The sequence below is a fragment of the Pseudomonas sp. EA_15y_Pfl1_P101 genome (assembly GCF_963970835.1).
Classification (GTDB): Bacteria; Pseudomonadota; Gammaproteobacteria; order Pseudomonadales; family Pseudomonadaceae; genus Aquipseudomonas; species Aquipseudomonas tritici.
This window is the reverse complement of record NZ_CAXAPA010000014.1, coordinates 67036-87782: the sequence shown is the minus strand read 5'-3', so window position 1 is coordinate 87782 and position 20747 is coordinate 67036. Positions and strand designations below refer to the sequence as shown.

The 20747-nt window shown below is 61.3% G+C and carries 18 protein-coding genes and 1 pseudogene; 12 read left to right on the top strand and 7 right to left on the bottom strand.

The window, feature by feature from the left end; translation table 11 throughout:
* Positions 1-110 precede the first annotated feature (110 nt).
* The 4 genes from AACY36_RS21270 (at position 111) to AACY36_RS21255 (ending at position 3898) form a co-directional block, all read left to right on the top strand.
* Positions 111-617, top strand: a complete 507-nt coding sequence (locus AACY36_RS21270) for a sigma-70 family RNA polymerase sigma factor (RefSeq protein ID WP_339417958.1) — start codon at positions 111-113, stop codon at positions 615-617.
* The gene (locus tag AACY36_RS21265) at positions 614-1351 is read left to right on the top strand and encodes an anti-sigma factor family protein (protein ID WP_339417959.1); all 738 of its coding nucleotides are present in this window, start codon (positions 614-616) and stop codon (positions 1349-1351) included. The genes AACY36_RS21270 and AACY36_RS21265 overlap by 4 nt, the downstream gene beginning before the upstream one ends.
* Positions 1352-1471: 120 nt before the next feature.
* Positions 1472-2566, top strand: a complete 1095-nt coding sequence (gene zapE, locus AACY36_RS21260) for a cell division protein ZapE (RefSeq protein ID WP_339497548.1) — start codon at positions 1472-1474, stop codon at positions 2564-2566.
* A gap of 39 nt (positions 2567-2605) precedes the next feature.
* On the top strand, positions 2606-3898 hold the full coding sequence (locus AACY36_RS21255; protein ID WP_339427853.1) for a protein kinase: 1293 nt from the start codon (positions 2606-2608) through the stop codon (positions 3896-3898).
* Positions 3899-4012: 114 nt separating this feature from the next.
* Here AACY36_RS21255 and AACY36_RS21250 read toward each other — a convergent pair whose 3' ends face one another.
* On the bottom strand, positions 4013-4720 hold the full coding sequence (locus tag AACY36_RS21250; RefSeq protein ID WP_049712595.1) for a YebC/PmpR family DNA-binding transcriptional regulator: 708 nt from the start codon (positions 4718-4720) through the stop codon (positions 4013-4015).
* A gap of 100 nt (positions 4721-4820) precedes the next feature.
* Positions 4821-5678, bottom strand: a complete 858-nt coding sequence (locus AACY36_RS21245; RefSeq protein WP_339427854.1) for a LysR substrate-binding domain-containing protein — start codon at positions 5676-5678, stop codon at positions 4821-4823.
* A gap of 113 nt (positions 5679-5791) precedes the next feature.
* Between AACY36_RS21245 and AACY36_RS21240 the strand changes: the two genes are divergently transcribed.
* From AACY36_RS21240 to AACY36_RS21230, 3 genes are all read left to right on the top strand, one after another.
* Entirely contained in the window at positions 5792-6916 is a 1125-nt protein-coding gene (locus AACY36_RS21240) for a 2-aminoethylphosphonate--pyruvate transaminase (RefSeq protein ID WP_339427855.1), read from the top strand.
* Positions 6913-7740, top strand: a complete 828-nt coding sequence (gene phnX / locus AACY36_RS21235; RefSeq protein WP_339417970.1) for a phosphonoacetaldehyde hydrolase — start codon at positions 6913-6915, stop codon at positions 7738-7740. The genes AACY36_RS21240 and phnX overlap by 4 nt, the downstream gene beginning before the upstream one ends.
* Before the next feature lie 114 nt (positions 7741-7854).
* On the top strand, positions 7855-8442 hold the full coding sequence (locus AACY36_RS21230; protein WP_339497547.1) for a cytochrome b: 588 nt from the start codon (positions 7855-7857) through the stop codon (positions 8440-8442).
* 163 nt (positions 8443-8605) lie between these two features.
* Here the strand turns inward: AACY36_RS21230 and AACY36_RS21225 are convergent, their stop codons facing one another.
* The gene (locus AACY36_RS21225; RefSeq protein WP_339417973.1) at positions 8606-9490 is read right to left on the bottom strand and encodes a 1-aminocyclopropane-1-carboxylate deaminase/D-cysteine desulfhydrase; all 885 of its coding nucleotides are present in this window, start codon (positions 9488-9490) and stop codon (positions 8606-8608) included.
* Between the two features lie 57 nt (positions 9491-9547).
* Positions 9548-11587, bottom strand: a complete 2040-nt coding sequence (locus AACY36_RS21220; RefSeq protein WP_339418071.1) for an NADPH-dependent 2,4-dienoyl-CoA reductase — start codon at positions 11585-11587, stop codon at positions 9548-9550.
* A gap of 213 nt (positions 11588-11800) precedes the next feature.
* Here AACY36_RS21220 and AACY36_RS21215 point away from each other — a divergent pair, with 213 nt between their 5' ends.
* The 3 genes from AACY36_RS21215 to AACY36_RS21205 all read left to right on the top strand — a co-directional run bounded on the left by AACY36_RS21215 (position 11801) and on the right by AACY36_RS21205 (position 15294).
* Positions 11801-12931 carry a carbon-nitrogen hydrolase family protein gene (locus AACY36_RS21215; RefSeq protein WP_339427857.1) on the top strand — a complete coding sequence of 377 codons (1131 nt, stop codon included), beginning with the start codon at positions 11801-11803 and terminating at the stop codon, positions 12929-12931.
* A complete protein-coding gene (locus AACY36_RS21210; RefSeq protein ID WP_339417977.1) occupies positions 12928-13956 on the top strand; it encodes an AraC family transcriptional regulator in 1029 nt (342 codons plus the stop codon). The genes AACY36_RS21215 and AACY36_RS21210 overlap by 4 nt, the downstream gene beginning before the upstream one ends.
* A gap of 333 nt (positions 13957-14289) precedes the next feature.
* Positions 14290-15294, top strand: coding sequence for a transketolase-like TK C-terminal-containing protein (locus AACY36_RS21205; RefSeq protein WP_339417979.1), 1005 nt, complete (start codon positions 14290-14292; stop codon positions 15292-15294).
* Between the two features lie 33 nt (positions 15295-15327).
* Here AACY36_RS21205 and AACY36_RS21200 read toward each other — a convergent pair whose 3' ends face one another.
* Positions 15328-15798: a MarR family winged helix-turn-helix transcriptional regulator gene (locus AACY36_RS21200; RefSeq protein WP_339417980.1), complete on the bottom strand. Its 471-nt coding sequence runs from the start codon at positions 15796-15798 to the stop codon at positions 15328-15330.
* Positions 15799-15943: 145 nt separating this feature from the next.
* Here AACY36_RS21200 and aceE point away from each other — a divergent pair, with 145 nt between their 5' ends.
* A complete protein-coding gene (gene aceE / locus AACY36_RS21195; protein WP_339417981.1) occupies positions 15944-18604 on the top strand; it encodes a pyruvate dehydrogenase (acetyl-transferring), homodimeric type in 2661 nt (886 codons plus the stop codon).
* A gap of 1 nt (position 18605) precedes the next feature.
* Here aceE and AACY36_RS21190 read toward each other — a convergent pair whose 3' ends face one another.
* Complete coding sequence (locus tag AACY36_RS21190; protein WP_339417983.1) at positions 18606-19379, bottom strand: DUF2242 domain-containing protein; 774 nt, start codon at positions 19377-19379, stop codon at positions 18606-18608.
* Positions 19380-19553: 174 nt separating this feature from the next.
* On the opposite strand from AACY36_RS21190, the pseudogene AACY36_RS21185 reads away from it, so the two are divergent.
* Positions 19554-20218: pseudogene (locus AACY36_RS21185) on the top strand (MFS transporter); the annotation flags it as partial.
* On the opposite strand, the gene AACY36_RS21180 reads toward AACY36_RS21185, so the two are convergent.
* Positions 20138-20689: a GNAT family N-acetyltransferase gene (locus tag AACY36_RS21180; protein WP_339427858.1), complete on the bottom strand. Its 552-nt coding sequence runs from the start codon at positions 20687-20689 to the stop codon at positions 20138-20140. The pseudogene AACY36_RS21185 and the gene AACY36_RS21180 sit on opposite strands and share 81 nt — an antisense overlap.
* Between the last annotated feature and the right edge of the window lie 58 nt (positions 20690-20747).

Below are 20747 nucleotides of genomic sequence, written 5' to 3'. Positions count from 1 at the left end.
AACGCCGATTGCCTCTATTCCCAGGCCTTGGATTTATTTCCCGGCAAGGGGGAATAACCTTCATCGCCGCACGTCTCTCTAGTCCCGGCGTAGTGAACAGCCAGCTCCCCATGCATGAACTCGACGAACCGTTACGTGAACTCATCCCCAGGCTGCGGCGCTTTGCCGTGTCCCTGACGCGTAACACCAGCAGCGCCGACGACCTGGTGCAGTCGACCCTGGAACGAGCGATCATCAGTTGGGCCGACAAACGCGTCGAAGGCGACTTGCGCGCGTGGCTGTTCTCGATCCTCTATCGGCAGTTCCTCGACACCCACCGCCGCACACGGCGCTACGCACGCATGCTGGAATTCTTTACCGGGCGTGATGATGCACAGCCGTCGGTCGAACGTACGGTGATCGCCCAGTCAACCCTGCAAGCCTTCGATCAACTCAACACCGAGCAGCGTGCCCTGCTGCTGTGGGTCTCGGTCGAAGGCTTGAGCTACAAGGAAGTCGCCGAGATCCTCGATGTCCCCATCGGTACCGTAATGTCGCGCCTGTCCCGGGCACGCCAAGCCCTGCGTCAACTCAGTGATGGCGAAATTGCCAGCCCTTCCCTGCGGATACTCAAATGATCAGCCTGCCCCCCAGCGAACGCGATTTGCATGCCTACGTCGATCACCAACTGCTGGAAAGTGATCGCCGTGTCCTGGAAACCTATCTGGCGGCCCATCCGGACGTCGCCGCCCAGGTCCACGCCTGGCAGCACGACGCGCAATTGCTGCGCGCCGCATTGGGCGGTGCCCTGCAACAGCCGGCTAACCCGGACCTGGACCCAGCACTGATTCGCCAGCGCATCAAGCGCCAATCGCGCCGCCATTTCGCTACGGCAGCCATGCTATTGATCGCCGTCAGCCTCGGTGGCCTGGGTGGCTGGCACGCCCGTGAAGCCACTCAGCCGCCTCTGTTGCCGATGGCCGATGCGATGCAAGCCTTCCGCCTGTTTGCCCAGGACGGCATCATGCCCGCCGACTACAAGGTTCAGGGCGACGGCACGATGCAGGCTTGGCTAGACCGCTACTTCAACCAGGCGCACCGCCTGCCTGACCTGAGCGCATCGGGCTTCAGGCCGGTCAGCGGGCGCCTGCTCACTACCGAGCAAGGTGCCGCCGCCATGGTGCTCTACGAAGACCCGCAAGGGCGGCGCATCAGTTTCTACATCCGCCCGCCTGGCCCGGATAACGGTTTCCTGCCCAGTGGCAGCCGCCGCGCCGATGGCTTGCAGGCCCAATACTGGTCGGGCGCTGGCTACAACTATGCGGTGGTCAGCCCCGTGGGCCAGCCGACCCCGCAGATGCTGAAGTTCTAGAAGCCCACGCCCAACACGATGCTATCGAGCTAGGTGCCGCCCAGCGGCACCTAGCTCTATTGGTCAAATCGCGGCGGGCGCCCTACAGTAAGCGACCACTGAAATACAGAGTGACTTACATTGGCCGTGCTTCCCCTTATCCGTCGCCTCCTCGGTAAAAGAACCGACAGCCTCGACGACTCGCCCATCCCTGCATTCTTTCAGCAAAAAGCCGAGCAACAGGGCTTTACCCTGAGCAGCGGCCAAACCCGCGCCATTGCCGCCCTGGCCCGTGAAACCAAGACCCTGCTCGCCGGCCAGCCCACCCGCAGCCTGTATTTGCACGGGTCGGTGGGCCGCGGCAAAAGCTGGCTGCTGGATGGCTTTTTTCAGGCGTTGCCGATTACCGAGAAGCAACGTGTGCACTTCCATGACTTTTTTGCCCAACTGCATCGCGGCATGTTCAAGCATCGCGGGCAAGACGATGCCCTGGTCTTGACCCTGGATGAACTGCTGACGGACTGCCGGGTGCTGTGTTTCGACGAATTCCACGTCCACGACATCGGCGATGCCATGTTGATATCTCGGCTGTTCAAGGCCCTGTTCGGACGCGGTGTGCTGGTGCTGGTAACGTCCAACTATGCGCCGCAAGACTTGCTACCCAACCCCCTGTATCACGAGCGCTTCAAGCCGGTGATCGACCTGATCGCCGCGCGTATGGAGGTGCTGGAAGTCAGCTCGCCCCAGGATTTTCGCAGCCTGCCCCAGACTCGGAGCGTGCAACGCTTTACCAGCGGTCACTACGTCTGGCCGGGGACCGCGAGCCAGCGCGAAGCACTCGGTTTGACCGCTGTAGACTGCACGCCTCAGCCCTTGCCCGTCGGCACTCGAACCTTGATATGTCGCCGCCATACAGACCGCTCCATTGCCTTCACCTTCAACGACCTGTGCGAACAGTTGACGGCAGTGATGGACTACTTGCTGCTCTGCCAGGACTACGATGACTGGATCATCGACGGCCTGCCACAACTGGCGGAGTGCCCGATTGCCGTGCAGCAGCGATTCATCAATCTGGTGGACGTACTCTACGACCGGGACAAGCAACTGATTCTGATCGGCGAGCAGCCCCTCAACCTTGCCTTGGGTGGCAAAGCCATCGACCTCGCCCGCACCGCCAGCCGTCTCGGACAATTGCAACAGGCCGGCCCGCAACGCTCGCGCGACCCGGTATCATGAACGCCATTCACGCCACCTTGCCGAGTGACTGCGCCGTTCATGAATACCCTCGCCCAACTCAAGGCCGGCCAACTGGCCGGTATCACGCGGCTGGACCTGTCCTGTGGGCTGACCGAATTCCCCCGGGAAATTTTTGAACTGGCCGACTCGCTGGAGATCCTCAACCTCAGCGGTAACGCCCTGAGCAGCCTGCCCGACGACCTGCACCGCCTGCCTCACCTGCGCGTGCTGTTTTGCTCGGATAACCTCTTTACTGAACTGCCAGCCTGCCTGGGCGAATGCACGAGACTGAGCATGATCGGCTTCAAGGCCAACCAGATCCGCCACGTGCCTGCCGCCGCGTTGCCGCCGTTGTTGCGCTGGCTGATCCTGACCGATAACCGCATCAGCCAATTGCCCGACGAACTGGGCAAGCGCCCGCTGCTGCAAAAGCTGATGCTGGCCGGCAATCTCCTGGTGCACCTGCCGGAGAGCCTGGCCCACTGCCACAACCTCGAATTGCTGCGCATCGCCTCCAACCGCCTCACCCATCTGCCGGAATGGCTACTGGCCCTGCCAAGCCTGACCTGGCTGGCCTATGCCGGTAACCCGGTGGAAATGGCGATGGAGGTGGCAGGTGATGACGCCACCCCCAATATTCCCTGGTCCGACCTGGAACTGGCCGAAGTCCTCGGTGAAGGCGCTTCCGGCGTTATCCGCAAAGCGCTGTGGAAACCGTCAGGCAAACCCGTCGCAGTCAAACTCTATAAAGGCACCATCACCAGCGACGGCTCACCGTTGCACGAAATGCAAGCCTGCATCGCCGCCGGGTTGCACCCCAACCTGATCACGGTAGAAGGCCGCGTTATCGGCCATCCTGATGACCAGGCCGCATTGGTGATGGACCTGATCGACCCGAGCTACCGCAACCTTGCAGCCCTGCCGAGCCTGGCCTCGTGCACCCGGGATATCTACGAATCGGGCATGCGCCTCAGTCTTGAAGTGGCCTTGCGCATGGCACGGGGCATCGCTTCGGTGACTGCGCATTTGCACCGTCATGGCATTACCCATGGCGACCTCTACGGCCACAATATTTTATGGAATGAAGCGGGTGATTGCCTGCTGGGGGACTTTGGCGCGGCGTCGTTCCATGCCACGGCAGGCACCCTGGAAACCAAGGCGTTGCAGCGCATTGAAGTGCGGGCGTTCGGCGTGTTGCTGGGGGAGTTGTTGGAGCGGGTTGAGGAGCGGGTGAACAGCGAATTGATGACGCTGCAAGAAAGCTGCTGTCAGCCTGATGTACTGGCGCGGCCAGGGTTCGAGGAAATCGAAGCACTGCTGAACCGGGACTGAAACTCGATTCAAATGTGGGAGCTGGCTTGCCTGCGATGAGCTCGTGTCATTCACTTTTTCAGTGACTGATACACCGCTATCGCAGGCAAGCCAGCCCACACTTTTTACCGCGTTTCAGCCAGCCAGACCGACGAACATATCCTGCACGTCATCATGGTTGTCCAGGCCTTCCAGGAAGGCTTCGACTTCGGCCATCTGCTCGGCGCTCAAACCGCTCACCGGGTTTTTCGAGAGGTAACCCAGCTTGGCCGACAGCACGGTGAAACCCTGCTCCGGCAAGGCCTTTTGTACGGCGTCCAGGTCGGTGGTTTCGGTGATGAACAGGGTGGTGCCCTCTTCTTCGCCGTCTTCGAAATCCTGGGCCCCGGCTTCAATCGCGGCCATTTCCGGATCGGCGTCCGGGCTGTCCGGCGAGGCTTCGATCAGGCCGACGTGGTTGAAGTCCCACGCCACGGAGCCGGAGGCACCCAGTTGACCCTTGCGGAACGCCACACGGATTTCAGCCACGGTGCGGTTGATGTTGTCGGTCACGCACTCGACGATAAGCGGCACCTGGTGCGGGGCGAACCCTTCGTAGGTGACACGGTGGTATTGCACGGTTTCGCCGAGCAGACCGGCGCCTTTCTTGATCGCGCGTTCCAGGGTTTCCTTGGGCATCGAGGCCTTTTTGGCCTGTTCCACCACCAGACGCAGGTGGGCGTTGGTCGCGGTGTCGGCGCCGTTGCGGGCGGCGATGGTGATTTCTTTCACCAGCTTGCCGAAGATCTTGCCCTTGGCATTGGATGCCGCTTCTTTATGTTTGACTTTCCACTGTGCGCCCATGACTCACTCTCTTTTCGTCCATCGCGCCGAAACGTCTACTGGCCGGCGCTTTGGGGGCAGAGTTTATAGCGCAAGAACGCATCGTTCCACCAAAAAACCGTCAGGGTGCCAACTCGAAAAATGCCTGAGTCAAGCGCAATGAGCGCCGCCGCTCCATGCAGCCAAGCATGTGGTGATTCAGCAGCCCTTCGCCCTGGATCGGCACGGCGCACACGCGCGGGTCGGGGCTGACTTCCATCGACGACACCACGCCTACGCCCAATTCGGCAGCAACGGCCTCGGTCACCGCCTCACGGCTGTCGAGTTCCAGCAGCACCTTGGGCTGTACACCGGCAGCCAGGCAGGCGTCATCGAAGGTGCGCCGGGTGATGGAGCTGGGCTCGCGCAGCACCATGATCACGTCGTTGAGCTGATCCAGGCGGATACCCTTGGGCAGGGTCGCCCAGGGGTGACTGGCAGGCACCAGCGCGCAGATCCGCGACGCGCTCAGGGGTAGCAGATGCAGGCCATTACGCGGCTCCACTTCGGTGAGTACCGCCACATCCGCATGCTCGGACAACAACGCAGCCAGGGTTTCCTGGGCGTTGCCCAAGCGCAGGTTGACGGTAATCCCAGGGTAACGCGCGCGCAGGCTGGCGATCATCGGCATCACCAGATGCGGGCCGTCCGCCGCCACTTCCAGGCGCCCGGTGAGCAATTGCCGGTTGGCCTCCAGCATCGCCTGCGCTTCATCCACCAGGCCGAAGATCGCCCGCGTGATCGCCGCCAGGCGCGCGCCCTCCTGCGTCACCTCTACCCGACGTGCGGTACGCCGCAGCAACGGGATCTGGTAGTGCTCTTCCAGAGCCTTGATATGCCCGGTTACCGCCGGTTGGCTGATGAACAGCCGCGCCGCCGCACGGGTAAAACTGCCTTCGCGGGCCACGGCATCGAATGCGCGCAATTGAAAAAGATTCATAGCTATCGGCCTCACTGATAGCTCGCATAACAACAAACAATTTGATTGATGACAAGCCAAACTGCAATTTAGGCGCCGTAGCTTCAGCCCCCGATGCCTTGCGAGAATTTGAGATGACCACCGCGCCGATCCTGCTGACCCCTGGCCCCCTGACCACCTCCGCCCGGACCCGTCAGGCAATGATGGTGGATTGGGGTTCATGGGATGACCGTTTCAACCAGCTCACCGCCAGTGCGTGCGAACACCTGCTGGCGATTCTCAACGGCGCCGACAGTCACCATTGCGTGCCATTGCAAGGCAGCGGCACGTTCGCTGTCGAAGCCGCCATCGGCACCCTCGTACCGCGCAACGCCAAGGTGCTGGTGCTGATCAACGGTGCCTATGGCAAGCGCCTGGCCCGGATCTGCGAAGTGCTCGGCCGCGATTTCAGCACCTTTGAAACCGCCGAAGACAAACCGACCACCGCCGCCGACGTCGACCGGCTGCTGCAGGCCGACAAGGCCATCACCCACGTCGCGCTGATCCACTGCGAAACCAGCACCGGTATTCTCAACCCACTGCCGCAAATCGCCCAAGTCATTAAAAACCACGGCAAGCGCCTGATCATCGACGCCATGAGTTCCTTTGGTGCGCTGCCGATCGACGCCCGAGAAGTGCCGTTCGACGCTCTGATTGCCGCCTCCGGCAAATGCCTGGAAGGCGTGCCGGGGATGGGTTTTGTCTTCGCCGAAAAAACCGCGCTGGCCGCGGCCCAAGGCAACTGCCATTCCCTGGCGATGGACCTGTTTGACCAGCACAGCTACATGGCCAAGACCGGCCAATGGCGCTTCACCCCGCCGACCCACGTGGTCGCAGCCCTTCACGAAGCGCTGCTGCAGTACGTTGAAGAAGGCGGCCTGCCCGCGCGCCATCAACGCTATGCACGCAACTGCCAGGTGCTGCTGGATGGCATGGCCGAACTGGGCCTGCGCAGCTTCCTACCGGCGGCGATCCAGGCGCCGATCATCGTCACCTTCCACGCTCCGCAACACCCGCGCTATCAATTCAAGGATTTTTACGAACGAGTCAAGGCGAAGGGTTTCATCCTGTATCCGGGCAAATTGACCCAGGTGGAAACCTTTCGCGTGGGCTGCATCGGCCATGTCGATGCCACCGATATGAACGCCGCCGTCACCGCCATTGGCGAAGTACTGCAAGCCATGGGCATCACCCTCTCTTCCTTCGGAACACACGCATGAACTACCAGAACCCCAACGCCCTGCAAGCTGTGATCCTCGACTGGGCCGGCACCGTGGTCGACTTCGGCTCCTTCGCACCCACGCAGATTTTTGTCGAAGCCTTTGCCGAATTCGACGTGCAAGTCTCCATCGAAGAAGCCCGTGGCCCGATGGGGATGGGCAAGTGGGACCACATCCGCACCCTGTGCGACCAGCCGCAGGTCGCCGAACGCTACCGCAAAGCCTTCGGCCGCACGCCGAGCGATGACGACGTAACCGCTATCTACCAACGCTTCATGCCATTGCAGATCGAGAAGATCGCCGAGCACTCGACGCTTATTCCCGGTGCCCTCGACACCATCGCACGGCTGCGCGTGCAAGGCATAAAGATCGGTTCCTGCTCCGGCTACCCCAAACAAGTGATGGATAAAGTCGTCGCACTGGCGGCCACCAACGGTTATATCGCCGATCATGTAGTGGCCACCGATGAAGTGCCCAATGGTCGCCCCTGGCCAGCCCAGGCGCTGGCTAATGTGATCGCGCTGGGTATCGATGATGTGGCAGCGTGCGTAAAGGTTGACGACACGGTGCCGGGTATCCTCGAAGGCCGCCGCGCCGGTATGTGGACCGTTGCCCTGACCTGTTCCGGCAACGCACTGGGATTGACCTACGCGCAGTTCAGCGCCCTTGACGCCGCCACTTTGGCCAGCGAGCGCAAGCGCGTCGAAGCGATGTTCGAAGGCTCGCGCCCGCACTACCTGATCGACACCATCAACGACCTGCCTTCGGTGATCGCCGACATCAATGCGCGCCTGGCGCGTGGGGAAATGCCGCAGAGCCACTGACCGAGGTCAAGAAAAGCGCAGTCGCACCGCGTAAAACGCACAAAACAGGCTTACATTAAAAGGACTTCGTCATTAAAGAACGGAGGTCTGACCTGATAAGTGAGGAACACAGCGATGCTGTGGAAAAACTCCGATACGCGCTACAGCACCCTGTCGATCGCGTTGCACTGGTTGATGGTGGTGCTGCTGGCAGTGGTCTACGCCTGCATTGAACTGCGCGGCCAGTTTCCGAAAGGCAGCGGTGCGCGAACGTTGATCGTCGAAATGCACTTTATGTTTGGCCTTACCGTGTTTGTGCTGGTGTGGCTGCGGTTGTTTGCGCGCAGCCTGGGCGTCGCACCGAAGATCCTACCTGCACCGCCACAATGGCAGCGTTTGCTGGCTACGCTGATGCATGTCGCGTTGTATGCGTTGATGATCGGCATGCCGATTGCCGGTTGGCTGATTGTCAGTGCCGAGGGGCATTCGGTGAGTTTCTATGGCATGGAGTTGCCGCCGTTGATTGGCGAGAACAAGGACCTCGCCAATCAGATTGAAGGCTGGCATGTCTGGTTCGGCAAGGTCGGTTATTGGCTGATCGGGCTGCATGCACTGGCGGGAATTGCTCACCATTACATCCTGCGGGATAACACGGCGTTGCGGATGATACCGGGTCGGTTTGCTCGCGATGGGGTTGCGTCAGTCAGCAAATCTGCCAAATGACACGCCCCCTTCGCGAGCAAGCCCGCTCCCACATTTTTGACCAAGCACGCCCCAAACGATCTCGGTCGGCTGTCAGACCGCCTGGCTTTTGATTTTGATCTGAGGCGCCCCGTCAACCACGCTGGCCGAACGCAGGCAAGCCAGCTCCCACAGGGGTTCTGTGTCAGGCATTGAACCCTCGACAGCCCTGCAGGCCGCCGGTGTGGACGAAGATCAGGCGTGTGCCGGGGGAGAAGCGCCCGGCTTCGATCTGCAGCTTCAACGCCAGTAACGCCTTGCCGGTGTAGAGCGGCTCCAATGGCAACCCGCAGGCTCGCTGCGTGGTGTCAATAAAGTCGAGCAGCAGCGGATCGACCTTGGCAAAACCACCTCGGCTAGCGTCCAACAATTCATAACCGCCCTGCACGATAGCGTCGACGTTCTGCGTTACGCCGTGATCGTCCGGCACCGCCATGGCGCCATACACCAAGCGCGCGCCCGCCTCTGCCAGCACCAGGCCGGCCAATGTGGTGCCAGTGCCCGCAGCTAACCACCAAGCGTCGTAATCGGCCCACCCCCGCGCGGGCAATTGCGCCCGCACCTGCTCGACCAACACGGAGCAACCCAATGCACCCGCACTACCACCGCCGCCTTCAGGCACGGGATGCAGATGGGGATACTGCTCACGCCACGGCAGCCAAAAGTCCGGTTCATGGCGCGCGCGGTAGCCGCCATAACCCAGCCAATGCAATTGCATGCCAAAAGCCTTCAAGTCGAGGACAGTAGGGGTGTCTTGTGGATGCCCGCGCAGCAGGCCTACGGTAGGGAAGTCAAAACGCTTGCCGGCAGCGGCTAACGCGTGCAAATGGTTGGAGTAAGCGCCGCCCAGGCTGATGATGCCGCGGGCGTTTTGCGCCTGCGCTAGATGCCCGCTGAGCTTGAACCATTTGTTGCCACTGATCAGCGGGTCGATACAATCCAGGCGCAACACGGCCAGCTCGACCCCTTGCAGCCAATCCAGCTGCAAGGGTTCAAGCGGTGCGCGGGGAAACCAATCGAAGGGGCCCATCGGGAAACATCTGCATGAAAAATGGGGCGGTAGTCTAACACCGCCCCGTTTGGGTTCTTACAGTTCGGCAGCGAGGCGTGAACCCTGATTGATAGCGCGCTTGGCATCCAGCTCGGCCGCCACATCGGCGCCGCCGATCAGGTGCACGTTCTGGCCCGCCGCGACCAGGCCGTCCTGCAGTTCGCGCAGCGGGTCCTGGCCGGCGCAGATGACGATGTTGTCCACCGCCAGCACTTGGGGTTCACCCTCGGCGCCAATGCGGATATGCAGGCCTTCATCGTCGATTTTCAAATACTCGACGCTGTTGAGCATCTGCACCTGCTTGTTCTTCAAACCGGTACGGTGGATCCAGCCGGTAGTCTTGCCCAGGCCGTCGCCCACCTTGGAAGTCTTGCGTTGCAGCAAGAACACTTCACGCGCCGGCGCATGGGGTTGCGGTTTGATACCGGCTACACCACCGCGGGCTTGCAGCTGGGTGTCGATGCCCCACTCTTTCCAGAACGCTTCGCGGTCCAGGCTGGTGGACACACCTTGGTGCACGAGAAATTCCGAGACGTCGAAACCGATACCACCGGCGCCGATCACCGCTACGCGCTTGCCTACCGGCTTGCGTTCGAGGATCACGTCCAGGTAGCTCAGTACCTTGGCATTCTCGACCCCCGGGATCGCCGGGGTACGCGGCGCGATGCCGGTAGCCAGGATGATCTCGTCATAACCGCCCGCCGCCAGTTGCGCCACGTCCACACGGGTATTGAGGCAAAGCTCCACGTGGGTGGTCTGCAATTTGCGTTTGAAGTAGCGCAGGGTTTCGAAGAACTCCTCCTTGCCCGGCACGCGCTTGGCGATATTGAACTGGCCGCCGATCTCGCTGGCGGAATCAAACAGCGTCACCTGATGGCCGCGCTCCGCAGCCACGGTTGCCGCCGCCAGACCGGCAGGACCGGCACCAACCACGGCGATCTTCTTGATTTGCTGCACGGGCAGGTAATTGAGCTCGGTCTCATAGCACGCGCGCGGGTTGACCAAACAGGTGGTCAGCTTGCCGCCGAAGGTGTGGTCCAGGCAGGCCTGATTGCAGCCGATACAGGTGTTGATTTCATCGGCACGGCCAGCGGCGGCCTTGTTGACGAATTCCGGGTCGGCCAGGAATGGGCGCGCCATGGACACCATGTCGGCATCGCCCTCGGCGAGGATCTGCTCGGCGATTTCCGGGGTGTTGATGCGGTTGGTAGTAATCAGCGGAATCTGCACCGCACCGCGCAGTTTGGCGGTGACTTTGCTGAACGCGCCGCGCGGCACCTTGGTGGCGATGGTCGGGATACGCGCTTCGTGCCAGCCAATCCCGGTGTTGATAAGGGTCGCACCGGCGCCTTCGATAGCCTTGGCCAACTGCACAATTTCTTCCCAGCTGCTGCCGCCCTCCACCAGATCGAGCATCGACAGGCGGAAGATAATGATGAAATTCGGGCCGACGGCTTCACGCACACGGCGCACGATATCCACCGCAAGGCGCATGCGGTTTTCGTAGCTACCGCCCCAACGGTCGGTGCGATGGTTGGTGTGGGCGGCGAGGAACTGGTTAATGAAGTAGCCTTCGGACCCCATGATTTCCACGCCGTCGTACTCGGCGACCTGAGCCAGCAACGAACAGGTGACAAAATCCTGGATCTGCTTTTCGATGCCTTCTTCGTCCAGCTCCTTGGGCTTGAACGGGTTGATCGGCGCCTGGATCGCGCTCGGTGCAACTTGTTTAGGGCTGTAGGCATAACGACCGGCGTGGAGGATCTGCATGCAGATCTTGCCGCCCGCCTCGTGCACGGCGTTGGTCACGATCTTGTGTTTTTGCGCTTCTTCGTCGGTGGTCAGCTTGGCCGCGCCGGCGTACACCCCGCCCTCGTCATTCGGGCCAATGCCGCCCGTGACCATCAGGCCAACGCCGCCACGGGCGCGCTCGGCAAAATAGGCGGCCATGCGTTCGAAACCGCCGGGCTTTTCTTCAAGGCCTGTGTGCATCGAGCCCATCAGGGTACGGTTGCGCAAGGTGGTAAAACCCAGGTCCAACGGGGCCAGCAGGTGCGGGTAGGCAACAGCGGTCATGGTCAAGCTCCACAACGGATCATCACGGGGGCGTGACAGGCTCATGCGGCCCGCCATCGGTTTATGTCCCACAGACTAAGAGCCGGCGCACTACCGCTCAATGACTGAAACTGACAAGTTATTGATCCAAATGCACAGTGCCCCTTGGCAAGCCGGCCCATGGGCCCTACCCTAGTCGGCGAACCCTGCACACGGTCTGTTGTCTGTTGCCCCATGCGTAAACTTCTAGCTTTTACCGCCACCATGGCCCTGGTTGCCGCCGTCGCCGCGTATCTGGTCTGGACCCAGGAGCGCCCCGTGGCGCATTACCTGTCGGACCTGCGCATCACCCTCGCCGTCAACGAAGGCCTGCCGGCTGACCGTGGCAACTTGCTGGGCATCCAGCCGGAGCTGTTTCCGGCCGACTACCAGAGCCTGGAGCGCCTGCACCTGAAGCTGTCGGCCTACCTGCAAAAAGCCCGCGACCAAGGGCTGATCAACGACAAGACCATCGTGGTACTGCCCGAACATATTGGCACCTGGCTGATGCTCATAGGCGAGAAGAACGAGGTCTACCAGGCTCTCCACGCGAAGGATGCGATGAATTGGCTGTCGGTCAGCAACCCACTGATGTTTGCGCGCGCGTGGATCAGCGCCACGGGCGACAACCGCACCGACGACGCCTACCTGCGCATGAAAGCCGATGGCATGGCGCGGGACTATCAGGTGTTGTTTGGCGGCCTGGCCAAGGAGTTTGGCGTGACCTTGGTGGCCGGCTCCATCACCCTGCCCAACCCAAGCGTCAGTCAGGGACAGCTGCAGGTCGGCCATGGTGCGCTGTATAACGCCAGCGTTGTCTTCAGCGCCGACGGTTTGCCCGTCGGCGAGCCGCAGCGTCAGCTCTACCCGATCTACGATGAACGTGGCTTTATCGAACCCGGTGATGAAAACGTCGTCAGCGTGGTCGACACCCCGGCCGGTCGACTGGGCGTGCTGGTGGGCAGCGACAGCTGGTACCCGGACAACTACCGCAAACTCAACGAACACGGCGCGCAGTTGATAGCAGTGCCGGCCCTTGTGCTGGGACGTGACACCTGGGACCGCCCATGGCGCGGTTTCAAAAGCGTCTCCACCCCGACTGAAATCAGCCTCAAGCCCGAAGAACTCAGTGAAGGCGAAGCCTGGCGCCGTCTCACGCTGATCAGCCAACCGCCCGTCAGTCAGGCAAGCGCCGGCATGAGCGTGTTCCTGCGTGGACAGTTCTGGGACCTGGGCACTGCTGGGCATAGCTTCCTCAGCAGCAACGGGCACATCAGCGCAGATAGCGACGCCCGTGGTGCGCGCTTGTTGAATATCTGGTTGTGAAGCCCGTACGGCTGGGGGACCTGTCGGTGGGCTTCGTGCACACCCTGGCGGATGCCATCCACAGCCACGGCCTGGACCCGCAGCCGCTGCTGCTGCAATACGGCCTCGACCCGGCCCGCCTCGCAGAGGCCGGAGCACGCTTATCGATCCCGCGTTACATGCGCCTTGGCCATGCGGCCATCCAGCTCACCGGCGACCCAAGCCTGGGTTTGCGCATGGGCCAGTTCAGCCGCTTGAGCCAGTCAGGGCTCGCGGGCGTCACTGCCGCCCAGGCGCCCAACGTACGCGAGGCTGCGCGCACATTGACTCGTTTCGAAGCACTGTACGGCTCCAATTATCGCGGGCAGTCGAGCTTTGTCGAGGATGCCGAAGGCGCCTGGCTGCGCTTCTACTCCATCAGCCCCTACAACGCCTTCAACCGCTTTGTGGTCGACTCGATCATCGCCGGCTGGCTGCATCAATTGTCGTGCCTGGCCCAGCACCGGGTGCAGGCACAACGCATCGACATCGAATTTGAAGCACCGGTGTATGCCCATCAGTACCACGCGCTCGGAGACATTCACTTCAGCGCCGAGGCCAACCAATTGCGCCTCAACCAGCAAACCCTGGCCCTGCGCAACCCGCAGCACTGCCCAAGCACCTGGAACTTGTTGTTACAACTTTGCGAGAGAGAGTTGGAGCAATTGACCCGCACCCGCAGCCTGCGCGAGCGCATTACCCGGTTGCTCGGGCCGATGCTCAATGGCGGCCGGGAACCCGACCTGGAAGAAGTGGCGGCACGCTTGAAGCTGCCGACTTGGACGCTACGCCGCAAACTGGCCGAAGAAGGCACTCAGTTCCGCGCAATTCTCAACGATACCCGCCGCGACCTGGCCATGACCTATATTCGCGACACGGAACTGGCGTTCGGCGAGATCGCCTACTTGCTCGGTTTTGCCTCGGCCCAAGCCTTCCAGCGGGCGTTCAGGCGGTGGAACAACCAGACCCCAGGGGAATTTCGCCGCAGTCAGCGGCATTCCGCCTGAAGTCGGTCTTACAGCTCGGTTGCATCGTCTGCGGGTTCCAGCGGGTCCCATTCAAAGGCCTGGTACTCGAGCAGCTCTTCCTGGTAATCGTCCATGGGGGACTCCTTTTTTGAATTAAAAGCGGTTGCAAACAAATGACATTCATCACAAGCCTAAAGTGCCGTGATGACGAAAAAATGTCTGCGCCATGACGTTCCTGCACTTCAGGATTAAACGTAGCAGCGCTTTATGGATTTAGTCGCCAGGACTTGAGGTGCGATTGCAATCATTGCAATTACAATCATATAAAGAATTCGATTAGGGTAGGCGCATCTGTTACCAGGTGACTCGCCCATGCCCGCCTCCACCCTTGACTGCGCGCAACGCTGCATCGACGTTTTGAGCGCTGCAGAAGACGCTCCCAACTCACCGCTGTACACCGTGATGACCATGGCCAACACGCTCGAATCCAGCCGACAGGCGTGGGTGATTCGCGGCCAGTCACGCTCCCGGCGTGTGGGGAACTGGCCCCGCTGGTTTGCGCGCAATACCGTCGAAAAACCCTTGCTGTACCTACACAGCGCGCAATCATCGGCACAGTTGAGTGCGCTGGCGGACGTGACCCAGCAGCGCGGCATCCTGTGTAACGACATCGAAAACCAGCCTTCGCACTGGCCCAAAGGTGCACAACCTTCCCTGCCGCTGTGGCTCGCTACCCATCCACGTTGCACGCCGTACGACCCGGCTTCCGGCGAAGAAGCCCGGGCAATCGTGTTGGCTGGCTTGCACACGCTGTATGTCGACGGTGAACCGGGGTTTTATTACCTGGCGTTGCATGATCAGCAAAGCGCAGGGGTGCTGAGCGCGCAGGATCGCGAGGACGCGCTCAAGGGCATGTACCCAATCAAGCGTGACCACACGGGCGACGTACGTTTGCTCGGTGCGGGCCGGGCACTGGAAGACGCGCTGCATGCCGCACGGTTATTGAAGCAGGACTGGGACATCAAGGCCCAGGTGTGGAGTTGCCCCAGTTACACGCGACTGGCGCGTGAGGCTGCAGCGGCTGAACGCTGGAATCGGCTGCACCCCACAGCGCCCAAGCGCAGTTGCCATCTGCGTGAATGCCTCGCCGCAAATGCGGCGCCGGTGGTTGCCGTCACCGGGTATCCGCAGGCGATTGTCGATCAGTTGGCCGCTCATATGGATGCGCGGTTTGTGGCGCTGGGAGCGGGGTCGGTGCAGGCCGGTGCGCCGAGTCGGTATTGGATTGTGGTGATGGCGCTGCGGGCGTTGGCGGATGAGGGGCGCATTGATATTCAGCAGGTGGAAACAGCGATGGCCCGGTACCCACTCAAATGAATTGGAGCTCCCACACTGGATCTCCACTGAGTTTCAGGATTTGCGCCGGCTGCGGGTCTGTACCCCGGCCTCCATCGCCAGCCCCGCCGTGCGCTCCAGCGCATCCGCATACCCCTGGCGCTGCGCCGGTTCGATCTGCGACAGGAACAACTCATCCACCGTGCTTTCGTAGATCTTCCACATTTTTTTACGCAACACCCGGCCGGCATCGGTGATCGAGGCAAACGCCGCGCGGCCGTCGCCATCGGAGCGCGAACGCACGACCAAGCCATCCTTTTCCAGGCGGTCGACCAGACGCGTGAGGTTGTAGCGCTCGATGGCCAACACATCCGCCAGCTCGTGCATGCGGCGGGTGCCATCGGGCCCGCTTTCCAGGCCCCACAAGGCGTCGTACCAGGCATAGGGCGGCAAGTCCGCCTCGGCCAGGCGGCGTTCGATTTCACGGATGACCGTCCTGTGGGCCCTGACAAAACGGAACCATACATCAGGCTCTTTCGACGACATGCAACACCATCCGAGGGATTTCAAGAAGGTTGCAATAGTAGCTCATCCCGCGCTAGATTCGGCTATGTAGTTGCAATTGCAATTACATTGACGGCACTCCCACGAGGAGCCCGTCACTTGAATTCCGCCTACCCTGGAGCTTCACATGACCCCGAACAACGCAGTCAGACGCGACGACGATCCACAGGAAACCCGCGAGTGGCTGGAGTCCATCGAATCGGTGTTGTCCACCGAAGGCCGCCCGCGCGCGCACTACCTGATCGATCAGTTGCTGGATTTCGACGTGGCGCGGCATGGCGACTTCTATGGGCGGATTACCACCCCCTACGTCAACACCCTCCCGGTGGACCGCCAACTGCCCTACCCCGGCAACCTGGCCATCGAACGCCGTACCAATGCGTTTATTCGCTGGAACGCCATGGCGATGGTATTGCGCGCAGGCAAACACTCCGGCGTTGGTGGGCATATTGCGACCTATGCGTCAGCTGCTGTGCTGTATGACGTAGGCTTCAATCACTTCTTCCGTGGGCGCACCGATACCTTTGACGGCGACCTGGTGTATATCCAAGGTCACTCCTCACCTGGTATCTACGGCCGCGCCTACCTGGAAGGCCGCATCAGCGAAGCGCAGCTCGACAACTTCCGCCGCGAGGCCGGTGGCGAGGGCATTTCGTCCTATCCGCACCCACGGCTGATGCCGGACTTCTGGCAATTCCCCACCGTGTCCATGGGCCTCGGTCCGATCACCGCCGCTTACCAGGCGCGCTTTATGCGCTATCTGGAATTGCGCGGCCTCAAGCAGCACCAAGGGCGCAAAGTCTGGGCCTTCCTCGGTGATGGCGAAATGGACCAGCCGGAATCCCTGGCCGCCATCTCCCTGGCGGGTCGCGAGAAACTCGACAACCTGATCTTTGTGGTCAACTGCAACCTGCAACGCCTGGACGGCCCAGTGCGCGGCAACGCCAAGGTGATCCAGGAGTTCGAAAGCCTGTACCGCGCCGCCGGCTGGAACGTGATCAAAGTGATCTGGGGCGGTGGCTGGGACGCGCTACTGGAAAAAGACCAAAGCGGCCTGCTGCGCCAGCGCATGATGGAATGCGTGGACGGCGACTATCAGAACTACAAGTCCCAGAACGGCGCTTATGTGCGCGAACATTTCTTCGGCAAATATCCGGAATTGCTGGCGTTGGTTGCGGACATGTCCGACGACGATATCTGGAAACTCTCACGGGGCGGGCATGACCCGGACAAGGTCTACAACGCCTACGCCGCCGCCGTGCGCCACAGCGGCCGACCTACCGTGATCCTGGCGAAAACCGTCAAGGGCTTTGGCATGGGCGAAGCTGGCGAAGGCCAGAACATCAATCACCAACTCAAGAAAATGGGCGCCGACGCTGTAAGAGCCTTCCGCGACCGCTTCGGCCTGGAAGTGGCCGACGACCAGCTCGCCGATATCCCGTACATCAAGCCTGCCGCGGATAGCGAAGAAGCCCGCTACTTCGCTGCACGCCGCCAGGCCCTCGGCGGCTACGTACCGGCGCGACACAGTGCGGTCGAATCGTTGCAAATCCCTGAACTGAGTGCCTTCGCCACCCAGCTTAAAGACACCGGCGAACGCGCGATCTCCACCACCATGGCCTTCGTGCGCGTCCTTGGCACCCTGCTCAAGGACCCGCACCTGGGCAAACTGATCGTGCCCATCGTGCCAGATGAATCGCGTACCTTCGGCATGGAAAGCCTGTTCCGTCAGATCGGTATTCATTCCGCCGTCGGCCAGCTCTATACCCCACAGGACGCCGGGCAACTGAGCTACTACAAGGAGAGCAAGGACGGACAGATCATGCAGGAAGGCCTGAATGAATCCGGCGCCATTTCCTCATGGATCGCGGCGAGTACGTCCTACAGCAACCACGGTTTGATGACCGTTCCGTTCTATATTTTCTACTCCATGTTCGGCTTCCAGCGCGTCGGTGATCTTGCCTGGGCGGCAGGCGATGCAAGGGCGCGCGGTTTCCTGCTCGGTGCCACGGCCGGCCGCACCACGCTGATGGGTGAAGGCTTGCAACATGACGATGGGCACAGCCATATCCTATCGTCGGTGATTCCGTGCTGTGTGTCTTACGACCCGACGTTTGCCTACGAGCTGGCGGTGATCATTCGCGAAGGCATGCGGCGGATGTATGTCGACCAAGAGGACATTTACTACTACATCACCCTGCTCAACGAAAACTACCCGCACCCAGCGATGCCTGATGGCGTGGAAGATGGAATTCTCAAGGGCTTGTACCGATTGAACGCCAGCGAGCAGGCTCAGGTGCAACTGATGGGCAGTGGCTCAATCCTGCGGGAAGTCATGGCGGCGGCTGAATTGCTGGAGAAAGACTTTGGCGTGCAAAGCAACGTGTGGAGCGCAACCAGCCTTACCGAATTGCGTCGCGATGGCCATGACGCCGAGCGCTGGAACCTGCTGCACCCGAAGAGCGAGCCACGGATAAGTTATGTGGAGCAATGCTTGGCCGGCGAAACGGGACCCGTGGTGGTGGCGACAGACTACATGAAACTTTTCGCCGATCAGGTCCGCCCTTTCGTACCTGGCCGGCGCTTTGTGGCATTGGGTACGGATGGCTTCGGGCAATCGGATACCCGAGAAACCCTGCGGGCATTCTTCGAAGTGGACCGGCACTTCATCGTGCTGGCGGCCTTGAAGGCGCTGGCGGATGACGGTGTGATCGGTCGCGATAACGTCAGCGAGGCAATCAGCCGCTACGGGATCAACGTCGACAAGACGAACCCCGCAGCGGTCTGAGTTACTGTGCAGGCGTCGGCAGGGGCGGAATCGCTTCGGTCGGCGCAGGCAGCTCCGGGTTCGTGGCAGCCGGTGCAGGCTCTGCTTGCGGGGCAATCGGCGCGGCCTCGGCAGGCGGCGCCACGGGTTGTGAAGTGGCGGGCGAGTCGTTCGGCGGCTCGACCTTCTCGGCAGCCGGGGCGGCTTTAGGTTCCGGCACCCCCAGGTCAGCCTTCGGCTTCTCAGGGATATTCTCGGCCTTCTTCACCTCTTGCGGCAGGAACACATCCACCAGCGCAAAGTAACGATCGTAGAACTTCGGCGCGGACACGGTCTCACTGGCCACTTTCACCATCGAGTCATCGGTAGAGCCGATTGGCATCGACACGGACCCCAGCACACCCACACCTACACTCGCGGAGTTGTTGACCTTCTTCAGCGCGTAGCGATCCTGCAAGGCGTTGGCAAACATTGTTGAATGGTTGGTGCCTTTGCCATCATCGGCACACACCACGTTGAAGCTAATCTGCAGGTGGCTCTCGCCCGTCTGCTGAAAGCTCTTGTTACCCACGACCACTTTCGAATCGTTACTGGTGATGATGTAGCCCTGGCTAAGCAGGGCACGGCGCGCGGCTTCGCACGCGGCGACATCACTGACCGGGTAATCCCGCGAAAACGTGCCGGAGTCGTCGAAACTCTCATGTTCATAGATAGCGGTCTTGGGTGACGAGCAGCCCGCGGCGCCCGCCAACACTAGCGCCACCCCAAGGCTACGCAAGTAAAATGATGTCGACATTTAAAATCCCGAGGAAAACAGTCAGGGCGGTATTGTGCAACAGAACGAGGCCTTGGCGCGCGCATTCCTGTCGGTAAAACGTCACTGCCCTACGAGACGCCACCTGTAGGAAAAAGCCCGGCGCACAGGTGATCAATAAATACGCGCAATTTAGCCGACGCATGGTTGAGGGACTCGATGGTGGTACTGATCTGGGCGCGCTGGCAACTTCCGGATTTTGCCGGCGAACGCGGCACAAAACAAAACGCTTGGGGCTGCATCAAGTGCTGACATTGCCAGGCATTCGTCCGGTGCTGTGGGTGACCTTCACCTACGTGCTGGCCCATAACATTCTCTATACCTATGTCGCCCCGCTGCTGGTACCGGCGGGAATTGTTGCGGATATCGATCGGGGGCTGCTGGTGTTCGGCCTCACCGCATTGTTGAGCATCTGGCTGGCAGGCGTATTGATTGGTCGGTGGTTGCGCGCACTGCTGCTGATCAGTTGCGCGCTGTTTGGCCTGCTCGCCTTGGCGCTAGCGTTCTGGATCGACCTGCCAGCGGTCATCTACACCGCCGTCGCGCTATGGGGCCTGGCCTTCGGCGGACTGCCCGCGCTCCCGCAAACAGCGCTGGCCAAGTCGGCAGGCGAGTCGGCGGATGCGGCGCAGTCGATGCTGGTGACCGTCTGGAACCTGGGCATCGCGGGCGGCGGTTTGGCAGGCGGCGTGTTGCTCCAGGGATGGGGTGTCGGCACATTTCCATGGGCGGTTGTGCTGCTAATGCTGCTGGCCCTGGCCGGCGCACAAAAGGCTTCGCCCCAACAACTGGCCCGGCCATCCCTCCAGGTCGAACATTGAAATGCGCTCATATCCGCAGGACTCATAAAACCGAACCAGGTCGCCGGTCCCGCCGCCGTAGCAGTCCACACGCAAACGCCTCACTCCCGCAGCACGGGCACGGTCGTCGGCGAACGCCATGAGGCGCCGACCAATACCCCGTACGCGCTGATCCCGCGAGGCGATCAGCAGCCGCACATAGACCTCAGGTTCTGTCGCTGCGGGCACATAAGCCATGGGCTCGCCCAACACGAGTGCCGCCAGGACCTGGCCGCTGCTGTCCTGTGCCACCCACGCACCCGGCATCGCGCAGGCATCGGTTACTTGCGCAACCCGCCGCGGCGAGGCTGACCAGGGCTCAGTTCCCCATTGACCGTGATTGCCCCTGGACCCGAACCAGACAATCACTTCGTCGAACACCTGCAAAACCGCCGGGGCATCCGCCACACTGGCGCGGCGGATCACCACCCCCTCACTTCCTTGATCGAACACGCTTAAAACTCCTTGGTCCGCGACAGTGAATGCCCAGTCTAGCGCACATAAAAAACCC